The following is a 22,590-nucleotide window of genomic DNA, read 5'->3' as shown; positions in this document are numbered from 1 at the left end:
TGTGCTAAAATGCGCGCCATTTTGTGACTGACCACTGCGAGAGCGCGACGACGCATGCGAATTCTGGCTATTGATACCGCCACAGAGGCCTGTTCTGTTGCCCTGTGGAACGACGGTGCTATCTGTGCTCATTTCGAAGAATGTCCACGGGAACATACACAACGTATTTTGCCTCTGGTAAAAGAGATCCTCGCCCAGGGCAATACGGCCTTAACCCACCTTGATGCACTGGCCTATGGCCGTGGCCCCGGAAGTTTTACCGGGGTCCGCATTGGCATCGGTATTGCGCAGGGCTTAGCTCTGGGCGCAGATCTGCCAATGATTGGGGTCTCCACTCTGATGACGATGGCGCAAGGGGCATGGCGAAAAACAGGGGCAACACATGTGCTGGCGGCAATTGATGCACGCATGGGCGAAGTTTACTGGGCCGAATACACCCGTAATGAGCAAGGCGTGTGGCAGGGTGAAGAGACCGAAGCCGTACTTAAACCTGAAGCAGTAACGGAAAGACTGAAACAGCTTTCAGGTGTCTGGGCGACGGTGGGAACCGGCTGGCCGGCATGGCCTGAGATGGCAAACGACACTGGGTTGACGCTGGTCGATGGCAACATGCTGCTGCCCGCTGCTGAAGATATGCTACCTGTTGCCTGTCAGTTGTTTACGGCCGGAAAAACCGTTGCAGTTGAACACGCTGAGCCGGTTTATTTGCGAAACAACGTGGCGTGGAAGAAACTTCCTGGCCGGGAGTGAATCTCAGTAACAGGAACTGAGAAAAAGGAGTCGCATCATGGCGGTTCAGACTAAAGTTGTACGCCTTTTTATGGCAGGCGTTGTTGCCATAGCATTGAGCGGATGTGTTACCGTTCCTGACGCGATAAAAGGATCAAGCCCGACGCCGCAGCAGGACCTGGTACGTGTGATGAACGCGCCGGAACTGTATGTGGGTCAGGAAGCGCGCTTTGGTGGCAAGGTGGTTGAGGTCGTAAACCAGCAGGGGAAAACCCGTCTGGAGATCGCCACCGTCCCACTGGATAGCGGTGCTCGACCTGTACTGGGCGAAGCCTCGCGTGGGCGTATCTATGCCGACGTCAGCGGTTTCCTTGACCCGGTTGATTTCCGGGGACAACTGGTTACGGTTGTAGGGCCGATTACCGGAACGGTTCAAGGTAAAATCGGCAGCACGCCGTATAAATTTATGACCATGCAAGTGAACGGTTACAAACGCTGGCGGATTGCCCAGCAAGTTGTCATGCCTCCACAGCCGATGGATCCATGGATGTGGGGTCCACACCCTTATCGCTATGGTTACGGTGGATGGGGCTGGTATAACCCCGGTCCCGCGCAAGTTCAAACGATCGTAACAGAGTAACTTACTGTTATTCATAGGAAAGAGACAGCGGCTCAGCCGCTGTCTCTGTTTTTTTACGGATAAAACGAAAAAAAAGAGTGACGCGCTTCGCAACCTTAAATCTGAACAATTAATAAACTGGTACGCTGAGTTAATATAATGTTAACAAGCTGTTTATTATCGGGGTTGTGATGACGACGAACACTCATTTCAGAGGTGATGCATTGAAAAAGGTTTGGCTTAACCGTTATCCCGCAGATGTTCCTGCGGAGATCGATCCTGACCGTTATCAATCCCTGGTTGAATTATTTGAAAATTCAGTAGCACGTTATGCGGATCAACCTGCATTCGTGAATATGGGCGAGGTGATGACGTTCCGTAAACTAGAGGAACGTAGCCGTGCGTTTGCCGCATATCTCCAGCAGGGGTTAGGGCTACAGAAGGGCGACCGTGTCGCGTTGATGATGCCAAACCTGCTGCAATACCCGGTGGCTCTGTTTGGTATTTTGCGTGCCGGAATGATCGTGGTTAACGTTAACCCCCTGTACACCCCGCGTGAACTGGAACATCAGCTAAACGACAGTGGCGCAGCGGCAATCGTCATTGTCTCCAACTTTGCGCATACGCTCGAAAAAATCGTCGATAAGACCCAGGTTAAGCACGTTATTCTGACGCGAATGGGCGATCAATTGTCCACAGCCAAAGGCACGCTGGTGAACTTTGTCGTCAAATACGTCAAACGTTTGGTTCCCAAATATCACCTGCCTGATGCTATTTCGTTCCGTCGTGCGCTGCATAACGGTTACCGTTTGCAGTATGTTAAACCCGAGGTTGTGCCGGGCGATCTGGCATTTTTGCAATACACGGGCGGAACGACAGGGGTCGCGAAAGGCGCGATGCTTACCCATCGCAACATGCTGGCGAATCTTGAACAAGTTAACGCAACCTATGGGCCGTTACTGCACAGAGGCAAAGAACTGGTTGTTACAGCGCTTCCGCTCTACCACATCTTTGCGTTAACCATGAACTGTCTGTTGTTCATCGAACTGGGCGGCCAAAACCTGTTAATCACCAACCCGCGTGATATTCCGGGCCTCGTCAAAGAGCTGGCGAAGTATCCATTTACCGCGATGACCGGGGTTAATACCTTGTTCAACGCGCTGCTTAACAACAAAGAGTTCCAGCAGCTTGATTTTTCCACGCTGCATCTCTCTGCGGGGGGCGGTATGCCTGTTCAGCAGGCTGTTGCGGAACGTTGGGTGAAACTGACCGGACAATACCTGCTGGAAGGCTATGGTCTGACGGAGTGTGCTCCGCTGGTGAGTGTGAATCCGCATGATATCGATTACCACAGTGGCAGTATTGGTCTGCCAGTGCCCTCAACGGAAGCAAAGCTGGTGGATGATGACGATAATGAAGTCGCGCCAGGTGAACCGGGTGAGCTCTGTGTCAAAGGTCCTCAGGTGATGCTTGGCTACTGGCAACGTCCTGATGCCACTGATGAGATCATTAAGGACGGCTGGTTACATACCGGTGATATCGCCGTGATGGATGATGAGGGCTTCTTACGTATTGTTGATCGTAAAAAAGACATGATTCTCGTCTCCGGCTTCAACGTCTACCCTAATGAAATTGAAGATGTGGTGATGCAGCACAATGGCGTGCAGGAAGTCGCCGCGGTCGGTGTTCCTTCTGGTAGTAGCGGTGAGGCGGTGAAAATTTTCGTCGTTAAGAAAGATCCTTCGCTGACGGAAGAAGAACTGGTGACATTCTGTCGCAGACAGCTTACGGGTTACAAAGTACCGAAGCTGGTTGAATTCCGCGATGAACTGCCAAAATCAAATGTCGGAAAGATATTACGACGAGAATTACGTGACGAAGCCCGTGCCAAAGTGGACAATAAGGCCTGAGCTTCACGCTAATCGCCATGACGCCGGTTAAGCCGGCGTTTTTTATGGGCGCAAACAAAAGAGAAACCGTTTTGAATTACCAGATGATCACGACCAATGATGAGCTGGCTTCGCTGTGCGAGGTTACGCGCGACTTTCCTGCCATCGCCCTGGATACCGAATTTGTCCGCACCCGGACCTATTATCCGCAGTTAGGTCTGATCCAGATGTACGACGGCAAACACGTGTCGCTGATCGACCCACTGAGCATTACTGACTGGGAGCCGATGCGCTCGTTGCTGCTTGACACTACCGTCACGAAATATCTGCACGCGGGCAGTGAAGATCTGGAAGTGTTTCTCAATACTTTTGGCATCATGCCATCTCCCTTGATTGATACGCAGATCCTTGCCGCGTTCAGTAACCGTCCACTCTCATGGGGATTTGCGGCCATGGTGGAAGAGTACACCGGCCTGACGCTGGACAAGAGTGAATCTCGTACCGACTGGCTGGCGCGTCCGCTGACGGAACGTCAGCTGGATTATGCCGCTGCAGATGTGTTTTATCTGTTGCCGATTGCCGGCCAACTGATGAAAGAAGCGGAAGCCTCAGGCTGGCTTCCCGCAGCGCTGGATGAGTGCCGTATGACACAGCAGCGTCGGCAGGAAGTGGTCGATCCGAAAGAGGCCTGGCGCGATATCAGCAATGCATGGCAACTGCGTACGCGTCAGCTTGCGTGTCTGCAACTTTTGGCGGACTGGCGTCTTCGTAAAGCTCGCGAGCGCGATCTTGCCGTGAACTTTGTGGTGAGAGAAGAGCATCTCTGGGCCGTTGCACGTTATATGCCAGGCAGCATGGGAGAACTCGATAGTATTGGTCTTTCAGGCAGTGAAATTCGTTTCCACGGCAAAACGCTGCTTGCTCTGGTGGCGAAAGCCCAGCAAACCCCGGATGATGAACTGCCGGAGCCGCTACAAAATCTGATGGATATGCCTGGCTATCGTAAAGCCTTTAAAGACATTAAAGCGCTGGTGCAGGACGTGGCTACGGAGAGCAAACTGGGTGCTGAATTGCTGGCATCACGTCGTCAGATCAATCAGTTATTAAACTGGCACTGGAAGCTGAAGTTGCAAAATGGATTACCGGAGTTGATGGCGGGTTGGCGCGGGGAATTGATGGCCGATCGTCTTAAAACGCTGTTGGAAGCTTATCCGCGATAATAAAAACAGGCCGGGCAGTATTATTCCGCCCGGCATATCCCCGGTAGGCTTTGCTTCCCGGAGTGACAAGACTACGACTACAGTTTACGGACGTGACTCTTCCGCTTCAGGTAACGTCACGTTGAGTTCCAGAATCGAGATATCCCCGTCTTTCTGCTCAAGCTGAACCGTAACCATTTCCGGGTCAATCTGTACGTATTTACAGATGACTTCCAGAATATCTTTGCGCAGTTGCGGCAAATATTGTGGCTCGGCGTCACTACGACGGCGCTCTGCAACAATGATCTGCAGTCTTTCTTTTGCGATGTTGGCGGTGTTCTTTTTCCGCGAGAGAAAAAAGTCCAGTAATGCCATAACTTATCCTCCGAACAGGCGTTTGAGGAAACCTTTCTTCTCTTCTTCAATGAAGCGGAAAGGACGTTCTTCTCCCAGCAGGCGATCTACGGTATCGGCATACGCTTTACCCGCATCGGCCAGGGTATCAAGGATCACAGGCTCGCCCTGGTTGGACGCACGTAACACGGATTGATCTTCCGGGATCACGCCCACCAGTTTGATGCGCAGGATCTCCAGTACGTCTTCCATGCTCAGCATGTCACCTTTGTTGACGCGTCCAGGATTGTAACGTGTCAGCAGAAGGTGCTCTTTAATTGGGTCTTCGCCATTTTCCGCACGACGGGATTTAGAGGCGAGAATACCCAGAATTCGGTCAGAGTCACGTACGGACGATACTTCAGGGTTGGTGGTAATAATGGCTTCATCGGCGAAGTAGAGCGCCATCAGCGCCCCGGTTTCGATACCGGCAGGGGAGTCGCAGACTACAAAGTCGAACTCCATCTTCTTCAGTTCGTCGAGTACCTTCTCCACGCCTTCGCGGGTCAGAGCATCTTTATCGCGCGTCTGTGAGGCAGGTAGAATAAAGAGATTTTCGGTGCGCTTATCTTTAATCAGCGCCTGGTTCAGTGTGGCATCGCCCTGAATGACATTAACGAAGTCATACACTACGCGGCGCTCACAACCCATGATCAGGTCCAGGTTACGCAGGCCGATATCGAAATCGATAACGACCGTTTTCTTTCCCTTCTGGGCCAAACCAGTAGCGATGGCCGCGCTGGAGGTGGTCTTGCCAACGCCTCCTTTACCCGAAGTCACAACAATAATGCGTGCCATAGAAATTCCTTGTTAAAAAGGGATCAATTCAACGGTTGAACAGTCAAAGCATCGTCTGCTAATCGCAGGCGAGCCGCTTTGCCATAAAATTCGGCTGGGATCTTATCGCTCAGCCAATATTCTCCTGCGATGGAAACCAGTTCCGCCGTCAGGTGAGTACAAAAAATTTGCGCATCCCGGTCACCACCCGCACCGGCAAGTGCACGCCCACGCATCATACCGTAGACGTGAATGTTGCCATCTGCAATCAGTTCTGCGCCAGCACTGACGTGGTTTGTAACAATCAGATCACAGTTTGGTGCATAAATACGCTGACCGGAACGGACCGGCACATCAATCAATCGTGTTTTTGTGATTGGTGTAACGTTTTGCACAGGTGCTGGAGGGGGCTGAGATGCGACAGGAGCCGGACGTGAGGTTTTTTCCTTACCCTCGGTCAGAATCGGCAGCCCGGCACGATCAATCTCTGCTTTCAGCTCCGCATCTTTGCAGCCGCTAATTCCCACGATACGCAGTCCCGTTGATGCGACAGCCTGCTGGAGACGCAGCCAGTTAACCGGCGCATCCAGACCGCTGACATTGACGACGACGGGGGCGTGTTTCAGGAAGGCGGGGGCCTGAGCGATTTTGTCTTCTAACGCCTGACGAATAACCTCGGGTTTTGCATCATGCAAATGAACCACTGATAAGGTGAAGCTACTGCCTTTAAGCTCGATGGGCGTGTTTGACATCCTGGCCTTACTCAATTTGCTATTAACCGCAACGTAGCCGTTACGATATTCCGAAGAGTATCAGGCATGTTATAGTCAGGAGTATATTGAGGCAAGCAACCACCCATTAATTCAGAGTAAAAACATGTTTTGTGTGATCTACAGAAGTACAAGCCGCGACCAGACCTACCTTTATGTCGAAAAGAAAGACGATTTTTCTCGTGTGCCTGAAGAATTAATGAAAGGTTTTGGTCGACCGCAGCTGGCGATGCTGTTACCGCTGGATGGGCGTAAAAAACTGGTGAATGCCGATCTGGAAAAAGTAAAAACGGCATTAGCCGAGCAAGGTTATTATTTGCAGCTTCCACCGCCACCCGAGAATTTATTAAAACAGCATCTTGAGGTGAACGGAAAGAAATAGTCCCGGTCATTTTCGGGCACAACATATCAACCGTTTAGGGGACGTAAATGTATCAACATCATAACTGGCAAGGTGCATTACTGGATTATCCCGTCAGCAAAGTTGTCTGTGTAGGCAGCAATTATGCGAAGCACATTCAGGAAATGGGCAGTGCGACGCCAGAAGAACCGGTATTGTTTATTAAACCGGAAACGGCGCTCTGCGACATTCGTCAACCTCTGGCCCTTCCGCAAGGGCTGGGTTCGGTTCACCATGAAGTGGAGCTTGCTGTACTGATTGGCGCGACCCTGCGTCAGGCCTCCGAAGAGCACGTCCTTAAAGCCATTGCCGGATACGGTGTCGCACTGGATCTGACCCTGCGAGATGTTCAGGGCAAAATGAAGAAAGCGGGTCAGCCCTGGGAAAAAGCGAAAGGGTTTGATAATTCATGTCCGATCTCCGGTTTTGTTCCCGTTGGTGAGTTTACGGGTGACCCGCAGGACACGCCGCTCAGCCTGAAGGTCAACGGAGAGTTCCGCCAGCAAGGGACGACGGCGGACATGATCCACAAGATTGTACCGTTGATTGCATACATGAGCCGTTTCTTTACCCTTAAACCCGGCGATGTGATTCTGACCGGCACACCAGAAGGCGTGGGGCCGCTGCAAAGTGGCGATGAACTGGAAGTGAGTTTTAACGCGCTTTCACTGAAAACCCGCGTCCTGTAAAAGCATCTTGCCGCCTCAGAAAGGCGGCAAAGCTTGCATCAATGAGTCAGACTCGTTATAAGGTGCGCTTTCTCTTTGACGTGTGGACATCCTGATGAACGAAATCCCTTTCTGGCAAAGCAAAACGCTCGACGAAATGACCGACGTGGAGTGGGAATCGTTATGTGATGGTTGTGGGCAGTGTTGCCTGCATAAGCTGATGGATGAAGATTCTGACGAAATTTATTTCACTAACGTTGCGTGCAAGCAGCTGAACATCAAAACGTGTCAGTGTCGCAACTATGAACGTCGTTTTGAGTACGAACCCGACTGCATCAAACTCACCCGTGATAATTTGCCGACCTTTGAATGGTTACCGCATACCTGTGCTTATCGCCTGCTGGCCGAAGGGAAAGGTCTGCCGGACTGGCATCCTCTGCTGACGGGCTCAAAAGCGGCGATGCACGGTGAGCGTATCTCTGTGCGGCATATTGCGGTGAAAGAGTCTGAGGTCCGGGACTGGGAAGATCACATTATGAATCACCCCAATCGATGAAATAAAAAAACCGCCTCGGCGGTTTTTTTATTTCGGGGTGTGTCGCCTGATGCCCTCACCCCAATCTTCTCCCATGGGAGAGGGCGCAAAGACTAAAAACGGCAACCGAAGTTGCCGTTTTGTTTTTACCTGCCAAACAAATCACGTTTTTTCGGTTTAAACGGCTGGGCAATCAGCACCAGTAATGCCACGACGAAATAAGCAACGAAAATGCCTACCAGCCATTGCGGCATCTCCAGTGTCAGGAATTCCCACTGGCGAACAGAGCAGTCACCGGATGCGACAAACACCTGAGGCAGCCATTTATCCAGTGGTAGCCAGCTTGGGAAGCGGGCGGCAAAATCACAGGTCATAAATGGCGACGGGTGTAACTGCATCATGGTGTGCTGCCAGGACAGCTCGATGCCTTTCCATGCGCTGTAAAGCCAGATAGCGATACCGGCATAGCGAAGGGGTGATTTTGGTGCGATCGCACCCACCAGCCCTGCGCCCATAATGCCGAAAAGCGCGCAACGTTCATAAATACACAGCACACAAGGCTTCAGCAACATTACATGCTGGAACCACAGCGCCACCATCTCCAGTGCGAAGGCGGTCAGTGCCATTAACAACCACGCTCCGCGACCGCGGGAGCACTGGTTTAAAAATCTCAACATAATCATTTCCCTGGAACATGCTTAGAAAGCGCAGTGTAAACGAATTCACTACTTGCGCCACCTGGTCTTGGCGAAATAAAGCGTAATTGGATGTTTATAATGCGAAAAGTCAAACCGGGCAGTGAACTGCCCGGTTGCATTGCTTTACTGCGTCGCCAGTATACCTATTTGCATCAGCCAATGCGTATAGGGAATGAGGGTAAATTTGACGCATAGCAATCCGACGAGAGTGAGCACCAGGGTATAGGGCAGAGCCATCCACACCATCCGGCCATAAGAAAGTCGTATGAGTGGTGCAAGCGCCGACGTTAACAAAAACAGAAATGCCGCTTGCCCATTCGGGGTGGCAACGGAGGGCAGATTGGTTCCGGTATTAATGGCGACGGCCAGCAGTTCGAATTGACCTGCACTGATTATCCCATGCTCCATAGCGGCTTTTGCCTCATTGATATAGACCGTCCCGACAAAGACGTTATCGGAGATAGACGACAATAATCCATTGAACAGATAAAAGAGCGATAGTTGGGCATCCGGGTCTGCTCGCAACACGAAGGCAATAATAGGAGAAAACAGCTGCTGATCGATAATTACTGCGACAATGGCAAAAAACACCACCAGCAGAGCGGTGAAGGGTAAGGCTTCTGTGAAGGCTTTGCCGATGGCATGTTCATCGGTAATACCGGTAAAAGTGGTTGCCAGAATAATCACCGAAAGCCCGATGAGCCCAACCTCAGCAAGATGAAAGGCCAGTGCGGCGATCAGCCAGATGCCGATGATGCCCTGAGCCACCAGTCGCAACGTTTCCTGGCGTGTTCGCAGGCTACGGCTTTGTACATCAAATTTATGCAACTCTTGACGTACAGCTTCCGGAAGTTGTGCGCCGTAGCCAAATCCCCTGAATTTCTCAAGAAGGAAGCAGGTCAATAATCCGCATAAGAGAACCGGTAAACTGACCGGCGCCATACGCAGGAAAAACTCGCCGAAGTTCCAGCCAGCCGCCTTGGCAATGATCAGATTTTGAGGCTCCCCAACCATGGTCATTACGCCGCCGAGAGCCGTTCCGACACCTGCATGCATCATCAGGCTACGCAAGAATGCGCGGAACTGTTCCAGAACCTCGCGATTGTGCTTATCTACATGGCTATCATCCTGGAGATCGTCACTGGGACGGGAAGAGGCCACACGGTGATAAATGCCGTAAAACCCGACGGCAACGCTAATCACGACGGCAACAACCGTTAAGGCGTCCAGGAAGGCAGAAAGAAAAGCGGCAGCAAGACAAAAGGCGAGTGATAACACCGTTTTGGACGGAATACTCAACAGTAGCCGGGTGAAAATAAACAGCAGCAACTGCTTCATAAAGTAGATCCCGGCCACCATGAACATCAACAGCAGGAGGACTTCCAGGTTTGCCGCTATCTCTTGTTTGACATGTTCTGCGTGGGTCATGCCAATCACGACGGCTTCGATGGCCAGCATGCCACCAGAAAGTAGCGGATAACATTTAAGCGCCATTGCCAGCGTGAAAATAAACTCCACGACCAGCAACCAGCCTGCGATAAAGGGATCAATCCAAAAAATAATGGGGTTGATCACCAGGAAAATGAGAAGGGTGAGTTTGTACCAGTCAGGCGACTGGCCTAAAAAATTGCGCCACAGTGCGCGACTATAAGAAATTTCCACGACAGATGTCCTTCCCGTCTAACCAGACAAAACATCAGTATACGCAAAAAGAAGGTGGGAAGGGTTGTTACAGCGTGTTGAGTATTTGATAAAAATGAAACAGCGATCCCTCTTTTCTCGGTTTGCTGTGCTATCTGCCTCTGCGTCCCTCTGGTATGATGAGTCCATTAGCTAAAGCTGTGTAATGGAAATCTCACTATGGTCATTAAGGCGCAGAGCCCAGCGGGTTTCGCGGAAGAGTACATCATTGAAAGCATCTGGAATAACCGTTTTCCTCCGGGAACCATTTTACCAGCTGAACGCGAACTTTCTGAACTGATTGGCGTCACCCGCACCACGTTACGAGAAGTGCTTCAGCGTCTGGCGCGTGATGGATGGCTGACGATCCAGCACGGCAAGCCGACGAAAGTGAACAACTTCTGGGAAACCTCGGGGCTGAATATCCTCGAAACACTGGCACGCCTCGATCATGAAAGCGTGCCGCAGCTGATCGATAACCTCCTGTCCGTGCGTACCAATATCGCGACGATCTTTATTCGTACGGCATTCCGCCAGCACCCCGACCATGCTCTTGAAGTGTTGGCCAGTGCCAAAGCGGTAGACGATCATGCAGATGCGTTTGCAACGCTGGATTACAATGTGTTCCGTGGTCTGGCGTTTGCTTCTGGTAACCCAATTTATGGCCTGATTCTGAATGGCATGAAAGGGTTGTATACCCGAATTGGTCGTCACTATTTTGCGAATCCGGAAGCCCGCAGCCTGGCGCTCGGTTTCTATCACAAACTGAGTGAGCTCTGTACTGAAGGTCTGCACGATCAGGTTTATGAAACGGTTCGCCGGTACGGCCATGACAGCGGAGAGATCTGGCATCGGATGCAGAAATCGTTGCCGGGTGACTTGGTTATTCAGGGCCGATAACGTAAAAAACCTCTCAACTGAGAGGTTTTTTATTGCGACTGCAACGTTGAATTACAGAGCGTTTAACCGTGCAGGGCAACGGTCCAGTAATTCGACGCTTCCGTCTTCATTCTGCTGCTCCAGCAAAACGTCAAAACCCCAAAGACGATGCACATGCTTCAGCACCTCTTTACGTCCTTTATCCAGCGGCGCGCGGTTATGCGGGATATAACGTAGCGTCAGAGAGCGGTCACCGCGTAAATCCACATTCCAGACCTGAATGTTTGGTTCAAGGTTACTCAGGTTGTACTGAGAAGAGAGGCGAGAGCGGATCTCCCGATACCCTTCTTCGTTGTGGATGGCTGAAATTTCCAGATAGTTATTGCGGTCATCGTCCAGCACGGTGAAGAACCGGAAGTCACGCATAATTTTCGGCGACATAAACTGGCTGATGAAGCTTTCATCTTTGAAATCGCGCATGGCGAAGTGCAACGTCTCCAGCCAGTCAGAACCGGCAATGTCCGGGAACCAGTAGCGGTCTTCTTCGGTGGGAGACTGACAGATCCGTTTGATATCCTGGAACATGGCAAATCCCAGCGCATACGGGTTAATCCCGCTGTACCAGGGGCTGTTGTACGGCGGCTGGAAGACCACGTTGGTATGGCTGTGCAAAAACTCGAGCATGAAGCGCTCGGTCACTTTTCCTTCATCGTACAGATGGTTAAGGATGGTGTAATGCCAGAATGTCGCCCAGCCTTCGTTCATCACCTGGGTCTGTTTTTGCGGGTAGAAATACTGGCTCACTTTGCGCACGATGCGCAGGATTTCACGCTGCCACGGTTCCAGCAACGGGGCGTTTTTCTCCATAAAGTAGAGCAAGTTTTCCTGAGGCTCAGACGGATAACGACGTGCCTCCGCAATGGTTTTCTCTTCCTCACGTTTTGGTAACGTACGCCACAGCATATTCACCTGGCTCTGAAGATACTCCTCACGGCTTTTTTGTCGCGCTTTCTCCTCCTGCAAGGAGATTTTTTGCGGACGTTTGTAGCGGTCAACGCCATAGTTCATCAGGGCGTGGCAGGAGTCGAGTAGTTTTTCCACCTCATCCACACCAAAACGTTCTTCGCATTCGGTGATGTATTTACGGGCAAAAATCAGGTAATCGACAATAGAACTGGCGTCCGTCCAGCTACGGAAAAGGTAGTTATTTTTGAAAAAGGAGTTATGTCCATAGCAGGCATGCGCCATGACCAGCGCCTGCATGGTAATGGTGTTCTCTTCCATCAGATAGGCAATGCAGGGGTTGGAATTGATAACGATTTCATACGCCAGGCCTTGCTGACCATGCTTGTACAGCCGTTCTGTCTCGATGAATTTTTTGCCAAACGACCAGTGCGGATAATTGATGGGCATCCCAACGCTGGAATAGGCATCCATCATTTGCTCCGAGGTAATCACTTCAATCTGATGAGGATAAGTATCCAGTCGATAGAGCTTCGCTACCCGGTCAATTTCAGCCAGATAGACATCCAGTAACTCAAACGTCCAGTCGGGTCCATCGCTCAGACGTGTGCTGTCCTTATTCATGGAATCAATTGTAGCCATTAGCGCGCCCTCATTGTTGTTAGCCCTCTCTGTCTGGAGAGCCTCTTTTCAAGCATAGAACAACGCATTGAAAAGCGTGTTGGTGCAGAAATTTTTTCTTTGCGATTTCGCTTTTTTGAAACGGTAAAAGGCAGGGGTGTAACAGGATTTTGTGCTGGTTAAAAATAACGCACAGCAGGAGATACCAAATATGCCCTGAGCCCACAGGAAAGGGGAGATGTGAGATAAGTCACCATAAAAAAGTCGTATGTTGAATAATATTTTCAACTAGGTTATCAATCTGTAATTAGAAGATTGTTCTTTTGCACATAATGGAGCGACTATGCGTGTTGTCATACTGGGAAGTGGCGTCGTGGGTGTCACCAGCGCCTGGTACTTAAGTCAGGCCGGGCACGAGGTGACGGTTATCGATCGTGAGCCAGGTGCAGCACTGGAAACCAGTGCGGCAAATGCCGGGCAGATCTCTCCGGGGTATGCTGCACCCTGGGCTGCACCGGGTGTCCCGCTGAAGGCGATTAAATGGATGTTCCAGCGCCATGCACCGCTGGCGATAAGTCTCGACGGCACGCAGTTCCAGCTCAAATGGATGTGGCAGATGCTGCGCAACTGCGACACCCGGCACTACATGGAAAATAAAGGGCGTATGGTCCGCCTGGCGGAATACAGCCGCGACTGTCTGAAAGCGTTGCGCGCCACAACCGGTATCGAGTATGAAGGCCGGCAGGGCGGTACATTGCAGCTATTCCGTACTGAACAGCAGTTTGAAAACGCCACTCGCGATATCGCTGTACTCGAAGACGCTGGCGTCCCTTATCAGCTGCTTGAGGCCAGCAGGCTGGCGCAGGTTGAACCGGCGCTGGCTGAAGTAGCACATAAGCTGACGGGAGGGTTGCGTTTGCCGAATGATGAGACGGGCGATTGCCAGCTTTTCACTCAGCGTCTGGCGAAGATGTGTGAGCAGGTGGGTGTAAAATTCCGCTACAACACTTCCGTTGATAAGCTGCTCGCGGAAGGTGAAAACATCTACGGTGTGAAGTGTGGCGATGAGGTGATCAAAGCTGACGCCTATGTGATGGCATTCGGTTCCTACTCTACTGCGATGTTGAAAGGTCTTCTGGATATCCCGGTTTACCCCCTGAAAGGCTACTCCCTCACACTTCCGGTGAAAGAAGAGAGCGGCGCACCGGTCTCCACCATTCTGGATGAAACCTACAAAATTGCGATCACCCGCTTTGATAACCGCATTCGTGTGGGCGGTATGGCGGAAATCGTGGGCTTTAACACTGAGCTGCTACAACCGCGTCGTGAAACGCTGGAAATGGTTGTCGGCGATCTCTTCCCCCGTGGTGGTTTTATCGAACAGGCCACATTCTGGACCGGACTGCGTCCGATGACACCTGACGGCACACCGATTGTCGGCCGCACGCCATTTAAGAATTTATGGACCAACACCGGACACGGCACGCTGGGCTGGACAATGGCTTGTGGATCTGGCCAGTTGTTGAGCGATCTGATTTCCGGCCGTACGCCTGCCATCCCATTTGATGATTTATGCGCTGCACGCTATCGTTCGGGGTATACCCCATCACGCCCGCAACACCTGCACGGCGCACATAATTAACAAGGAGTCGTCATGTCCCGTCCTATTCTGGCTCAGTTGGATCTGAAGGCCCTCAGGGATAACCTGCAGATTGTTCGCCGCGCTGCGCCAGGCTCACGTGTGTGGTCGGTCGTGAAGGCCAACGCCTACGGCCATGGTATCGATCGTATCTGGAGTGCGCTGAATGCTACCGATGGTTTTGCGTTACTGAATCTTGAAGAAGCTATCTTGCTGCGCGAACGCGGCTGGAAAGGGCCGATTCTCCTGCTCGAAGGGTTCTTCCATGCGGATGACTTACCGTTACTGGATAAGTACCGTTTAACCACCAGCGTGCACAGCAACTGGCAAATCAAAGCGCTGCAAAACGCCAAATTGCAGGCGCCTCTCGACATCTACGTCAAGGTGAACAGTGGGATGAACCGCCTGGGCTTCCAGCCTGAGCGCGTACATACGGTCTGGAAACAACTTCGGGCTCTGCAAAATGTCAGTGAAATGACGCTGATGGCGCACTTCGCAGACGCGGAAAAACCGGACGGGATTAATGATGCAATGACGCGTATTGAACAGGCGGCAGAAGGGCTGGACTGTCCACGCTCGCTGTCCAACTCCGCCGCGACGCTCTGGCATCCTGAAGCGCACTATCACTGGGTGCGTCCGGGTATCATTCTTTACGGTGCATCCCCCTCAGGCCAGTGGCAGGACGTTGCCAACAGCGGCCTGAAGCCGGTGATGACCCTGCGCAGTGAGATCATCGGTGTGCAAACGCTGAAGGCGGGAGACACTGTGGGCTATGGGAGTCGCTATCGTGCAACAGGCGAGCAGCGCATCGGGATTGTTGCCGGGGGATATGCAGACGGCTATCCACGGCTCGCGCCGACGGGAACGCCTGTGTGGGTCGATGGCGTACGTACAGGCACGGTAGGGACTATCTCCATGGACATGATGGCGGTGGATTTAACGCCCTGTCCGCAGGCAGGGATTGGCTCGCCCGTGGAGCTGTGGGGCAACGAAGTGAAAATTGACGATGTGGCTTCAGCGGCGGGTACGGTAGGGTATGAACTGATGTGCGCTTTAGCACCACGTGTTCCAGTTGTGACGATGTAACGTCAATATTGGCCGGGCGACATCATCGTCGCCCGGCCAATACGCTTATTCGGTCTCTTCTTCCATAGGACGTACACCGACTTTACGCACCGCGTTATCTTCTTTCTCCGCCACCGTCCAGATCATTCCGGCAAATTCGACCTGATCGCCTACCACCGGCGCTGCGCCCAGTAGCTGCTGAATGATTTCGCCCAGCGTTTGTTGTTTATCCCGATATTCCAGACCTTCATCCAGGCCGTAAATCAGAGCGACATCGGCAAACTTGGCATTGGCTTCCAGAATAAAATCCCCGAAGAACCGCTGATCAAGTGCAACGGGCGGCGACTGGCTGAACAGTTTGCCGAGTGCGGGGAGGTCGCGCTCGCGGCCTATTACACACAAAATATCCCCTTCACGCAGACGGGTACTGCCGGTCGGGTGCAACAAAATATTGTCGCGGAACAGGGCTGCAATGCGTGTTTCCGCTGGCATATGCAGGTCACGCAGCGATGCGCCGACACACCATTTATCGGCGCTGAGCTGATAGACAAACTGCTCCCACGGATTTTCGGGATGGATATCCAGTCCCACGCGGGAGACCGGCCAGCCGACAGGAGGAATGACCACTTTGGCTTTTTTCGCGGCCCATCCCAGGGACGTTCCCTGCAACAACAGGGAAACCAGCACGACAAAGAAGGCGACGTTGAAGAAGAGGCGAGAGTTATCCAGCCCGGCCATCATCGGGAACACCGCCAGGATGATGGGGACAGCCCCACGAAGTCCTACCCAACTGATGAAGATGCGCTCGCGCAGGTTGAACCCGCGAAACGGCAGCAGACCGGCAAACACCGACAGCGGGCGGGCAAAGAAAATCATCCAGGCGGATAAAATCAGCGCAGGAACAGCGATTGGCAGGAGATCGGACGGTGTCACCAGCAGACCGAGTACCAGGAACATACCGATTTGTGCCAGCCATGCCAGCCCGTCAAAGTTCTGCAAAATGGCGTGACGGTTGCGAATCGGGCGATTCCCCAGCAGGAAACCACATAAATACACGGCAAGGATACCGCTGCCGTCCATCGCCGTGGTCAGGGCAAAAATCAGAATGCCGCCGCTCAATGCCAGCAGAGGGTAAAGCCCGGCGGGGAGCGAGATACGGTTAATCATTTGCTGGAGCAGGTAACCGCCGGAAAGCCCGATAGCAATGCCCAGGCCAAACTGTTGCACTATTTCCCAGGCAAACATCCAGCTCAGACCGGCTTCGTGTTGCTGGATCATTTCAATCAGGGTGATGGTGAGAAATACCGCCATGGGATCGTTACTGCCGGACTCAATTTCGAGCGTGGAGCCGACGCGTTCGTTCAGCCCCTTTCCTCCCAGCAGAGAGAAGACCGCCGCTGCATCGGTTGAACCGACGATCGCGCCAATCAGTAAACCTTCCATCAGGTTCAGGTGGAATAACCATGCGGCCATCATGCCAGTAAGTCCGGACGTAATCAGGACGCCAATGGTGGCCAGCGACAGGGCCGGGCCGAGGGCAACACGAAATGAACTTGCCTGGGTACGCATCCCGCCATCCAGCAAAATGACTGCCAGCGCGAGGTTACTCACCATATAGGCGAAGGGATAATTATCGAATGGGATACCACCGATACCGTCGATGCCCGCCAGCATGCCGATAGCAAGGAAGATGACCAGAATAGGTATGCCGAGACGCGACGAAAATGAACTTAATAAAATACTGCAGGTTACAAGTACCGAACCCAGAATGAAAAGACTGATTATCGCTGCGGCATCCAATGTTGTCTTACTCCCACCTCAATATTGCTGTTTCTCCTAAAACCCTAACATATTAACGACAGAAACAGCGTTTTATTGAGGCGGTTTAACGGCTTTTTTATGCCTTTATATGGGGATGGCCGCTGATTGTTAACCGACTGCCTGACGTATCGTGGGTCAATATCGCCTGCGCCCCGAGTGGAAGGGTGACCGTTTGCTGTTCATGACCAAATGCCAGGCCGGTTATCACAGGAATATCCAACCGGGAACGGATAAAATCGACCATGGTGTCGAGTGAATAACCCGCGTCGTAATCATTGGGTTGTGCGCCACTAAAACTGCCCAGAACAATGGCAGACTGACGCGAAAGAATACCCGCGTGATAAAGTTGCAATAGCATACGCTCGACCCGGAACGGGTGTTCATTAATGTCCTCAAGCACCAGAATGCCATCCTCGATGGTGGGGAGCCACGGCGTGCCAACCAGTGACACCAACATAGCCAGATTTCCTCCCCACAACTGACCTTCACACGCCCATTGGGGGCCTTCGCCTTGCCACGTCACATCGAAGACTGGATTCTGGAGCGCGCGCCAAAAGTGTTCCTGCGTGAATGCATCCAGTTCGGGCGCGCCAACGTTCCCTGCCAGCATGGGGCCGCTGAAGGTAATGATATTGTGTAAGGCCAGAAGACCCAGTTGGATCACGGTGAAATCGCTGTGCCCGCAGATCAGCAGTGGGTCCTGCTGCTGGCGTTTTGCCAGCCCCGCCCAGTCGATACTCTCCAGCAAACGACTTGCGCCATAACCGCCGCGAACCGCCATTACGATGGTGTTTTCTCCGTTCAGGGAGACCAGATCGTTTATATCGGCCAGACGTTGCGTTTCGGTTCCGGCGAACCGCTGCTGGCGGCGAGGGATAATTGTCTGATTTGTGACGCGATGGCCCGATTCCAGTAAGCGCTGAACACCGCGCTGTGCGGCGTCCTGGTTAATGCAGTACCCGGATGGCGCGATAAGATGAAACTGAGACATGGCAATTCCTTGCTGAATGAGAAACTAAATGCTTATATCATGCCGCCTATGCACGCTCTCCATCAAGGGGGCTGCGTAAGGTAATGACCGGCTATAAGGATAGATGACGTGAAATTGAGATGGTTTGCTTTTTTGATTGTGTTGCTTGCAGGCTGTAGTACAAAACATGACTATCAAAATCCACCGTGGAACCCGGAAGTACCTGTTAAACGGGCAATGCAGTGGATGCCAATCAGCGAGAAAGCGGGCAAGGCATGGGGCGTGAGTCCGCGTCTGGTCACGGCGATTATTGCGGTCGAATCAGGCGGAAATCCAACGCTGGTCAGTAAATCGAATGCGGTGGGGCTGATGCAACTCAAAGCCTCGACGGCGGGGAAAGAGGTTTATCGGTATATGGGCTGGAGCGGACAGCCATCAACCAGTGAGCTGAAAAACCCGGAGCGTAACATCTCAATGGGAACTGCCTATTTGAGCATTCTGGAACATGGCGTGCTGAAGGGGATTCAGGATCCTGAAGTGATGCAGTATGCGCTGGTGGTCTCTTACGTCAACGGTGCAGGGGCGTTGCTGAGAACCTTCTCATCAGACCGTCAAGCCGCTATCCAGGAGATCAACGGCATGGATAAAGATGAATTCTTTAATCATGTGGTGAAAAACCATCCGGCCCCGCAGGCTCCACGTTATATCTGGAAAGTCCAGAAAGCGATGGATGCGATGTAAGGCCGTTGTCGGGCGGCGCACATGCTGCCCGACGTCACTTACAGAACTTTATTTGCCCTTTCCCGTGCTTCTCGTTCCAGTGAAAAAATAATACGTTGTAATTCGCGCTCTGCTCCTGGGCCAACATTCAGAAAACGGAAGCTCAGGCGCGGGGTGGTAATGGTTTCATTTTTACTGTCCACCACTTTACGCTCGCTGATCGCAATCAACTGTGCATCGAAGTAAAAACGCCCCCATCCGCCCATATCCAGCTCTATTTGCGTGAACCGCATGCCTTCAACCAGCCCGTCGGGTTTTGCTGTGTCCATCAATGCGCCCATGCCACCGAGCGACAGATCGAACAAGCGGAAGCGGATCTCTTTTTTATCCGGCATTTTGGCTTTACAAAAATACGAAGGATGAAGCGGGGCGCTGATGCGAAAATACTCACGGCGCTGCACAAACCAAAGGTTAGTGGGTAATGGCGCAACAAATGCCGGCAGACCCTGATAGTCATCCTGTTCGAGCCGCGGCAGAACGAATTCGACTTTCGCCCCCTGGGTTTCGGCCAGCACAGAAATATTCGCCGCACGCAATACGGCGCGGTTCTCATACTCCTGGCTACCCAGATCAACCACCAGGCGCTCCGGCGTGACCTCAAGGATCTTGCTGATGAACTGGTTCGTTGACCAACTGATGCGCAATGGCACTTCGCCTTTTTGCAGGTCGCGTAATACCCCTAATACAGCCAGCGGATTTTGTTTCAGGAACTGCTCACTGTAATTACTCACGCCGAATGGCTCCTCGATGTGTGACAGACTGTCATAGCGTTATCGGCAGACTCAAATGAAACTTAATACAAACCGGTGAGTTTTTTTCACCGCGTCAGGCAATTTAAGTCGGTGAGATGAAACTGGTTTTCCGGCGATGACCTATACTGAGTGTAACTGCACAGAAGGTTTTCTGCGCACGAATTAAACCTGCAAGAGGGCATCGCTATGGGTATCATCGCCTGGATTATCTTCGGTCTTATCGCTGGTGCTATCGCCAAACTCATCATGCCTGGGCGTGATGGCGGTGGCTTTATTTTGACCTGTATCCTTGGCGTCGTGGGTGCGGTTGTTGGTGGCTGGCTAGCGACAATGTTTGGCGTTGGTGGCAGCATCAGTGGTTTTAACCTGCACAGCTTCCTGGTCGCTGTGGTGGGTGCGGTTGTCGTGCTAGGGGTGTTCAGGTTACTCAGACGAACATAAATTACCCGGAAGCGGCTCTCCTGTGAGGGCCGTTTTTTTGTGCCTATCTTGATTTGCAAATAGGAATGAGAATAATTGTCGTTTCTGAATTACCCAATAATAAGACGACAATATGAACACCTCGCGTTTTGCATTATGTGCGTTGGCAGGAGCCGTGACGCTGGCATTTCAGGCACAGGCTTTTGCCGAAGAATCAACCGTCGTGGTGACGGGCTCAGAGCAGGGAAGTGAGCTTCCCGTCTGGACCAATAGCGCAACCAAATCGGCAGTTGCCGAAAGTAAAACGCCCCAGGTGATCAATACCCTGTCGGCACAAGAAATTGAACAGCGTCATGCGAACTCGGTGAATGAGATCCTGCGCTATGCCCCAGGGGTATCGACTGAGGTGCGCGGGAATACCTCTTACATGAGCGAATACAAAATTCGCGGGTTTACGGTTGATCAGGAGTTCTATAACGGGCTTCAGTTACCCTATAACGTCACCGGGAATACCAAAGCGCGTATCGACCCCCTGTTGATTGACAGCATCGACATCCTGAAAGGACCGTCATCGGTGTTGTACGGTGGGGGCTCCCCCGGTGGGCTGGTTAATATTCAGGGTAAAAAGCCGCAAAAAGAGGCGAAAACCGAGCTGGGGTTCAGCACCGGAAACCGTAATCTGAAAGAGGGTTATCTGGACTCGACCGGGCAAATTGCCGACAGTGACTGGAATTATCGTCTGCTGGGCAAGGCGACAGAGAGCGACGACCAACCGCACACCACGCGCTATGAAAACTATCTGGTTGCACCGTCCGTCACCTGGCAGCCCGACAGCAAGACGCGTCTCACCCTTGACGCGCTGGCACAAAATACCCCGAGTTTATCTCCGTCTAACCCGTTGCCTCTGTCCTATTTACGCTCGAAATATGCCGGTCGTCGCGACTATGCGGGTGATGAGTGGAACGGCTTTAAGCAGCGCCAGTGGATGCTCGGCTACCGTTTTGAGCATGCGTTTGACAATGGCTGGGGGGTGAGTCAGAAGACCCGCTATTTCGATGTTGATACACATCAGCGTAGTGCCTACCCGACGGGACCGGGTAGCGATGTCTATGACCTTAACCGCTTTGCCTATACCACGGATGAAGATCTTCAGAGCGTTAACGTTGATAACCAGATCACGAAAACGGTGTCTCTCGGCGAATGGCAGCATCACCTGTTGGCCGGGTTTGATTATCAGAAAATGAATTCACATTTCCACTATCGCTATGCCGCGGCGACGCCGGGAATCGATATGCGTTCTCCGGACTATACGCAGATCCATGAGAGTGCGCTGGGGCTTTACACCGCGCAAAAAAACCGACTGAGCTATCAGCAAAATGGCTACTACGTGCAGGATCAGGTTGAATATGGCGGGTTGAATGTGTTGGGTAGCTTGCGCTATGACGATTACCGTTCCGTGACCACCGACTATCTGCAACACGGTGATAAAGCGTGGGTTTCGCAGGATCGTGTGACCAAACGTCTGGGCGCACTCTACGCCTTCGGGAACGGGATCTCTCCATTCATTAGCTACTCCGAAGGTTTTTCCCCTGTGTCGCCGCAAGGGACGTTAACGGCAAAAGACGTCAAGCCAACGACCAGCAAACAGGTTGAGGGCGGGGTGAAGTACCTGCTGGAAGACTACGCCACAACCTTTACTGCATCGGTGTTTAACATTCGCCAGAATAACGTCGTGACGACCGATCCCGGTTTCCTGAATTATCGTCAGACCGGAGAGGTGGAATCCAAAGGGGCGGAATTGTCTGCCATTAGCCGCCCTACGGACAACCTGACGCTGATTGCAAACTACGCTTACACGCATGCTATCAACACCGAAGATGATAAATACAAAGGTAAACGTCCAACGCAAGTACCAGAAAATTCAGTGAATTTGTGGGGAGACTATACCTTTGACAGCACACCGTTGAAAGGACTGAATCTGGGAGCAGGAGCCCGCTACACCGGCCCTATGGAGATCGCGCCGGATAACCATGCCGGTAAACTGGGGGGAACAACCCAGTTCGATCTCGCGGCATCGTACCGTATGGGTGAAATATTGCCGTCGCTGGCGGGGTTGACGCTAAAGGTCAGCGCACAAAATATCGCCAACAAAGAGACGTTAACCTGCTATGACGCGGCAAACTGCTGGATTGGGCGCGATCGGACGTATCAGTTAGGGGCAAGTTATCGTTTCTAAAAAAGTCCGGTAGTGCAGTGTGGACCGGGCCTGTCGGTTTTATCCGCCCTCACCCTGTGGGAGAGGGCGGCGGTAAGGGGAACAGAT

22 protein-coding genes are annotated in these 22,590 nt (G+C 52.3%); 13 read left to right on the top strand and 9 right to left on the bottom strand.

Going from position 1 to position 22,590, the window contains the following annotated elements:
- Positions 1 to 54 precede the first annotated feature (54 nt).
- The 4 genes from tsaB to rnd all read left to right on the top strand — a co-directional run bounded on the left by tsaB (position 55) and on the right by rnd (position 4,457).
- Positions 55 to 750 (top strand): tRNA (adenosine(37)-N6)-threonylcarbamoyltransferase complex dimerization subunit type 1 TsaB, encoded by a 696-nt coding sequence (gene tsaB, locus HV346_RS13120; protein WP_181619777.1) that lies wholly within the window; start codon positions 55 to 57, stop codon positions 748 to 750.
- Positions 751 to 787: 37 nt separating this feature from the next.
- Positions 788 to 1,369, top strand: a complete 582-nt coding sequence (locus tag HV346_RS13115; RefSeq protein WP_181619776.1) for a Slp family lipoprotein — start codon at positions 788 to 790, stop codon at positions 1,367 to 1,369.
- Between the two features lie 203 nt (positions 1,370 to 1,572).
- On the top strand, positions 1,573 to 3,258 hold the full coding sequence (gene fadD / locus HV346_RS13110; protein ID WP_181619775.1) for a long-chain-fatty-acid--CoA ligase FadD: 1,686 nt from the start codon (positions 1,573 to 1,575) through the stop codon (positions 3,256 to 3,258).
- A 71-nt stretch (positions 3,259 to 3,329) separates the two neighbouring features.
- Positions 3,330 to 4,457 carry a ribonuclease D gene (gene rnd, locus HV346_RS13105; protein ID WP_181623776.1) on the top strand — a complete coding sequence of 376 codons (1,128 nt, stop codon included), beginning with the start codon at positions 3,330 to 3,332 and terminating at the stop codon, positions 4,455 to 4,457.
- Positions 4,458 to 4,541: 84 nt separating this feature from the next.
- Here the strand turns inward: rnd and minE are convergent, their stop codons facing one another.
- The 3 genes from minE to minC are packed head-to-tail and all read right to left on the bottom strand — an operon-like array spanning position 4,542 to position 6,358.
- Complete coding sequence (minE, locus tag HV346_RS13100; RefSeq protein ID WP_181619774.1) at positions 4,542 to 4,811, bottom strand: cell division topological specificity factor MinE; 270 nt, start codon at positions 4,809 to 4,811, stop codon at positions 4,542 to 4,544.
- A 3-nt stretch (positions 4,812 to 4,814) separates the two neighbouring features.
- A complete protein-coding gene (gene minD / locus HV346_RS13095) occupies positions 4,815 to 5,627 on the bottom strand; it encodes a septum site-determining protein MinD (RefSeq protein WP_181619773.1) in 813 nt (270 codons plus the stop codon).
- A gap of 23 nt (positions 5,628 to 5,650) precedes the next feature.
- On the bottom strand, positions 5,651 to 6,358 hold the full coding sequence (gene minC, locus HV346_RS13090; RefSeq protein ID WP_181619772.1) for a septum site-determining protein MinC: 708 nt from the start codon (positions 6,356 to 6,358) through the stop codon (positions 5,651 to 5,653).
- A 124-nt stretch (positions 6,359 to 6,482) separates the two neighbouring features.
- Between minC and HV346_RS13085 the strand changes: the two genes are divergently transcribed.
- The 3 genes from HV346_RS13085 (at position 6,483) to HV346_RS13075 (ending at position 8,000) form a co-directional block, all read left to right on the top strand.
- Entirely contained in the window at positions 6,483 to 6,758 is a 276-nt protein-coding gene (locus tag HV346_RS13085; RefSeq protein WP_181619771.1) for a YcgL domain-containing protein, read from the top strand.
- A gap of 47 nt (positions 6,759 to 6,805) precedes the next feature.
- Positions 6,806 to 7,465, top strand: a complete 660-nt coding sequence (locus HV346_RS13080) for a fumarylacetoacetate hydrolase family protein (RefSeq protein ID WP_181619770.1) — start codon at positions 6,806 to 6,808, stop codon at positions 7,463 to 7,465.
- A 94-nt stretch (positions 7,466 to 7,559) separates the two neighbouring features.
- A complete protein-coding gene (locus HV346_RS13075; protein ID WP_181619769.1) occupies positions 7,560 to 8,000 on the top strand; it encodes a YcgN family cysteine cluster protein in 441 nt (146 codons plus the stop codon).
- Positions 8,001 to 8,125: 125 nt separating this feature from the next.
- Here HV346_RS13075 and dsbB read toward each other — a convergent pair whose 3' ends face one another.
- Positions 8,126 to 8,656, bottom strand: a complete 531-nt coding sequence (dsbB, locus tag HV346_RS13070; protein WP_181619768.1) for a disulfide bond formation protein DsbB — start codon at positions 8,654 to 8,656, stop codon at positions 8,126 to 8,128.
- A 144-nt stretch (positions 8,657 to 8,800) separates the two neighbouring features.
- Positions 8,801 to 10,339, bottom strand: coding sequence for a sodium/proton antiporter NhaB (gene nhaB, locus HV346_RS13065; protein WP_181619767.1), 1,539 nt, complete (start codon positions 10,337 to 10,339; stop codon positions 8,801 to 8,803).
- Between the two features lie 198 nt (positions 10,340 to 10,537).
- Here nhaB and fadR point away from each other — a divergent pair, with 198 nt between their 5' ends.
- Positions 10,538 to 11,257: a fatty acid metabolism transcriptional regulator FadR gene (gene fadR, locus HV346_RS13060; RefSeq protein WP_181619766.1), complete on the top strand. Its 720-nt coding sequence runs from the start codon at positions 10,538 to 10,540 to the stop codon at positions 11,255 to 11,257.
- Between the two features lie 51 nt (positions 11,258 to 11,308).
- On the opposite strand, the gene HV346_RS13055 is transcribed toward fadR, so the two are convergent.
- Positions 11,309 to 12,841, bottom strand: coding sequence for a SpoVR family protein (locus HV346_RS13055; RefSeq protein ID WP_181619765.1), 1,533 nt, complete (start codon positions 12,839 to 12,841; stop codon positions 11,309 to 11,311).
- A 322-nt stretch (positions 12,842 to 13,163) separates the two neighbouring features.
- Between HV346_RS13055 and HV346_RS13050 the strand changes: the two genes are divergently transcribed.
- Both HV346_RS13050 and dadX read left to right on the top strand, forming a co-directional pair.
- Positions 13,164 to 14,462: a D-amino acid dehydrogenase gene (locus HV346_RS13050; protein WP_181619764.1), complete on the top strand. Its 1,299-nt coding sequence runs from the start codon at positions 13,164 to 13,166 to the stop codon at positions 14,460 to 14,462.
- A gap of 12 nt (positions 14,463 to 14,474) precedes the next feature.
- A complete protein-coding gene (dadX, locus tag HV346_RS13045; RefSeq protein ID WP_181619763.1) occupies positions 14,475 to 15,545 on the top strand; it encodes a catabolic alanine racemase DadX in 1,071 nt (356 codons plus the stop codon).
- A gap of 45 nt (positions 15,546 to 15,590) precedes the next feature.
- Here dadX and HV346_RS13040 read toward each other — a convergent pair whose 3' ends face one another.
- Positions 15,591 to 17,324 carry a potassium/proton antiporter gene (locus HV346_RS13040; protein WP_181619762.1) on the bottom strand — a complete coding sequence of 578 codons (1,734 nt, stop codon included), beginning with the start codon at positions 17,322 to 17,324 and terminating at the stop codon, positions 15,591 to 15,593.
- A 97-nt stretch (positions 17,325 to 17,421) separates the two neighbouring features.
- Entirely contained in the window at positions 17,422 to 18,336 is a 915-nt protein-coding gene (gene ldcA, locus HV346_RS13035) for a muramoyltetrapeptide carboxypeptidase (RefSeq protein WP_181619761.1), read from the bottom strand.
- A gap of 108 nt (positions 18,337 to 18,444) precedes the next feature.
- Between ldcA and emtA the strand changes: the two genes are divergently transcribed.
- Positions 18,445 to 19,056, top strand: coding sequence for a membrane-bound lytic murein transglycosylase EmtA (gene emtA / locus HV346_RS13030; protein ID WP_181619760.1), 612 nt, complete (start codon positions 18,445 to 18,447; stop codon positions 19,054 to 19,056).
- A 38-nt stretch (positions 19,057 to 19,094) separates the two neighbouring features.
- Here emtA and HV346_RS13025 read toward each other — a convergent pair whose 3' ends face one another.
- Positions 19,095 to 19,826 carry a flagellar brake protein gene (locus HV346_RS13025; protein WP_181619759.1) on the bottom strand — a complete coding sequence of 244 codons (732 nt, stop codon included), beginning with the start codon at positions 19,824 to 19,826 and terminating at the stop codon, positions 19,095 to 19,097.
- 207 nt (positions 19,827 to 20,033) lie between these two features.
- On the opposite strand from HV346_RS13025, the gene HV346_RS13020 reads away from it, so the two are divergent.
- The gene (locus HV346_RS13020; RefSeq protein ID WP_181619758.1) at positions 20,034 to 20,288 is read left to right on the top strand and encodes a GlsB/YeaQ/YmgE family stress response membrane protein; all 255 of its coding nucleotides are present in this window, start codon (positions 20,034 to 20,036) and stop codon (positions 20,286 to 20,288) included.
- A gap of 112 nt (positions 20,289 to 20,400) precedes the next feature.
- A complete protein-coding gene (locus HV346_RS13015; protein WP_181619757.1) occupies positions 20,401 to 22,503 on the top strand; it encodes a TonB-dependent siderophore receptor in 2,103 nt (700 codons plus the stop codon).
- Positions 22,504 to 22,590 lie beyond the last annotated feature (87 nt).

The organism is Enterobacter sp. RHBSTW-00994 (assembly GCF_013782625.1).
Classification (GTDB): Bacteria; Pseudomonadota; Gammaproteobacteria; order Enterobacterales; family Enterobacteriaceae; genus Enterobacter.
The sequence above is the reverse complement of the archived record's forward strand: the minus strand, read 5'-3'. Positions and strand labels throughout refer to the sequence as shown.

Coding starts and splice junctions, on each gene's coding strand:
- HV346_RS13085 (WP_181619771.1), top strand. CDS start 6,483: ATGTTTTGTGTGATCTACAGAAGTACAAGCCGCGACCAGACCTACCTT.
- minE (WP_181619774.1), bottom strand. CDS start 4,811: ATGGCATTACTGGACTTTTTTCTCTCGCGGAAAAAGAACACCGCCAAC.
- tsaB (WP_181619777.1), top strand. CDS start 55: ATGCGAATTCTGGCTATTGATACCGCCACAGAGGCCTGTTCTGTTGCC.
- minD (WP_181619773.1), bottom strand. CDS start 5,627: ATGGCACGCATTATTGTTGTGACTTCGGGTAAAGGAGGCGTTGGCAAG.
- dadX (WP_181619763.1), top strand. CDS start 14,475: ATGTCCCGTCCTATTCTGGCTCAGTTGGATCTGAAGGCCCTCAGGGAT.
- HV346_RS13020 (WP_181619758.1), top strand. CDS start 20,034: ATGGGTATCATCGCCTGGATTATCTTCGGTCTTATCGCTGGTGCTATC.
- HV346_RS13075 (WP_181619769.1), top strand. CDS start 7,560: ATGAACGAAATCCCTTTCTGGCAAAGCAAAACGCTCGACGAAATGACC.
- dsbB (WP_181619768.1), bottom strand. CDS start 8,656: ATGTTGAGATTTTTAAACCAGTGCTCCCGCGGTCGCGGAGCGTGGTTG.
- ldcA (WP_181619761.1), bottom strand. CDS start 18,336: ATGTCTCAGTTTCATCTTATCGCGCCATCCGGGTACTGCATTAACCAG.
- HV346_RS13050 (WP_181619764.1), top strand. CDS start 13,164: ATGCGTGTTGTCATACTGGGAAGTGGCGTCGTGGGTGTCACCAGCGCC.
- minC (WP_181619772.1), bottom strand. CDS start 6,358: ATGTCAAACACGCCCATCGAGCTTAAAGGCAGTAGCTTCACCTTATCA.
- HV346_RS13015 (WP_181619757.1), top strand. CDS start 20,401: ATGAACACCTCGCGTTTTGCATTATGTGCGTTGGCAGGAGCCGTGACG.
- HV346_RS13115 (WP_181619776.1), top strand. CDS start 788: ATGGCGGTTCAGACTAAAGTTGTACGCCTTTTTATGGCAGGCGTTGTT.
- fadR (WP_181619766.1), top strand. CDS start 10,538: ATGGTCATTAAGGCGCAGAGCCCAGCGGGTTTCGCGGAAGAGTACATC.
- HV346_RS13055 (WP_181619765.1), bottom strand. CDS start 12,841: ATGGCTACAATTGATTCCATGAATAAGGACAGCACACGTCTGAGCGAT.
- HV346_RS13080 (WP_181619770.1), top strand. CDS start 6,806: ATGTATCAACATCATAACTGGCAAGGTGCATTACTGGATTATCCCGTC.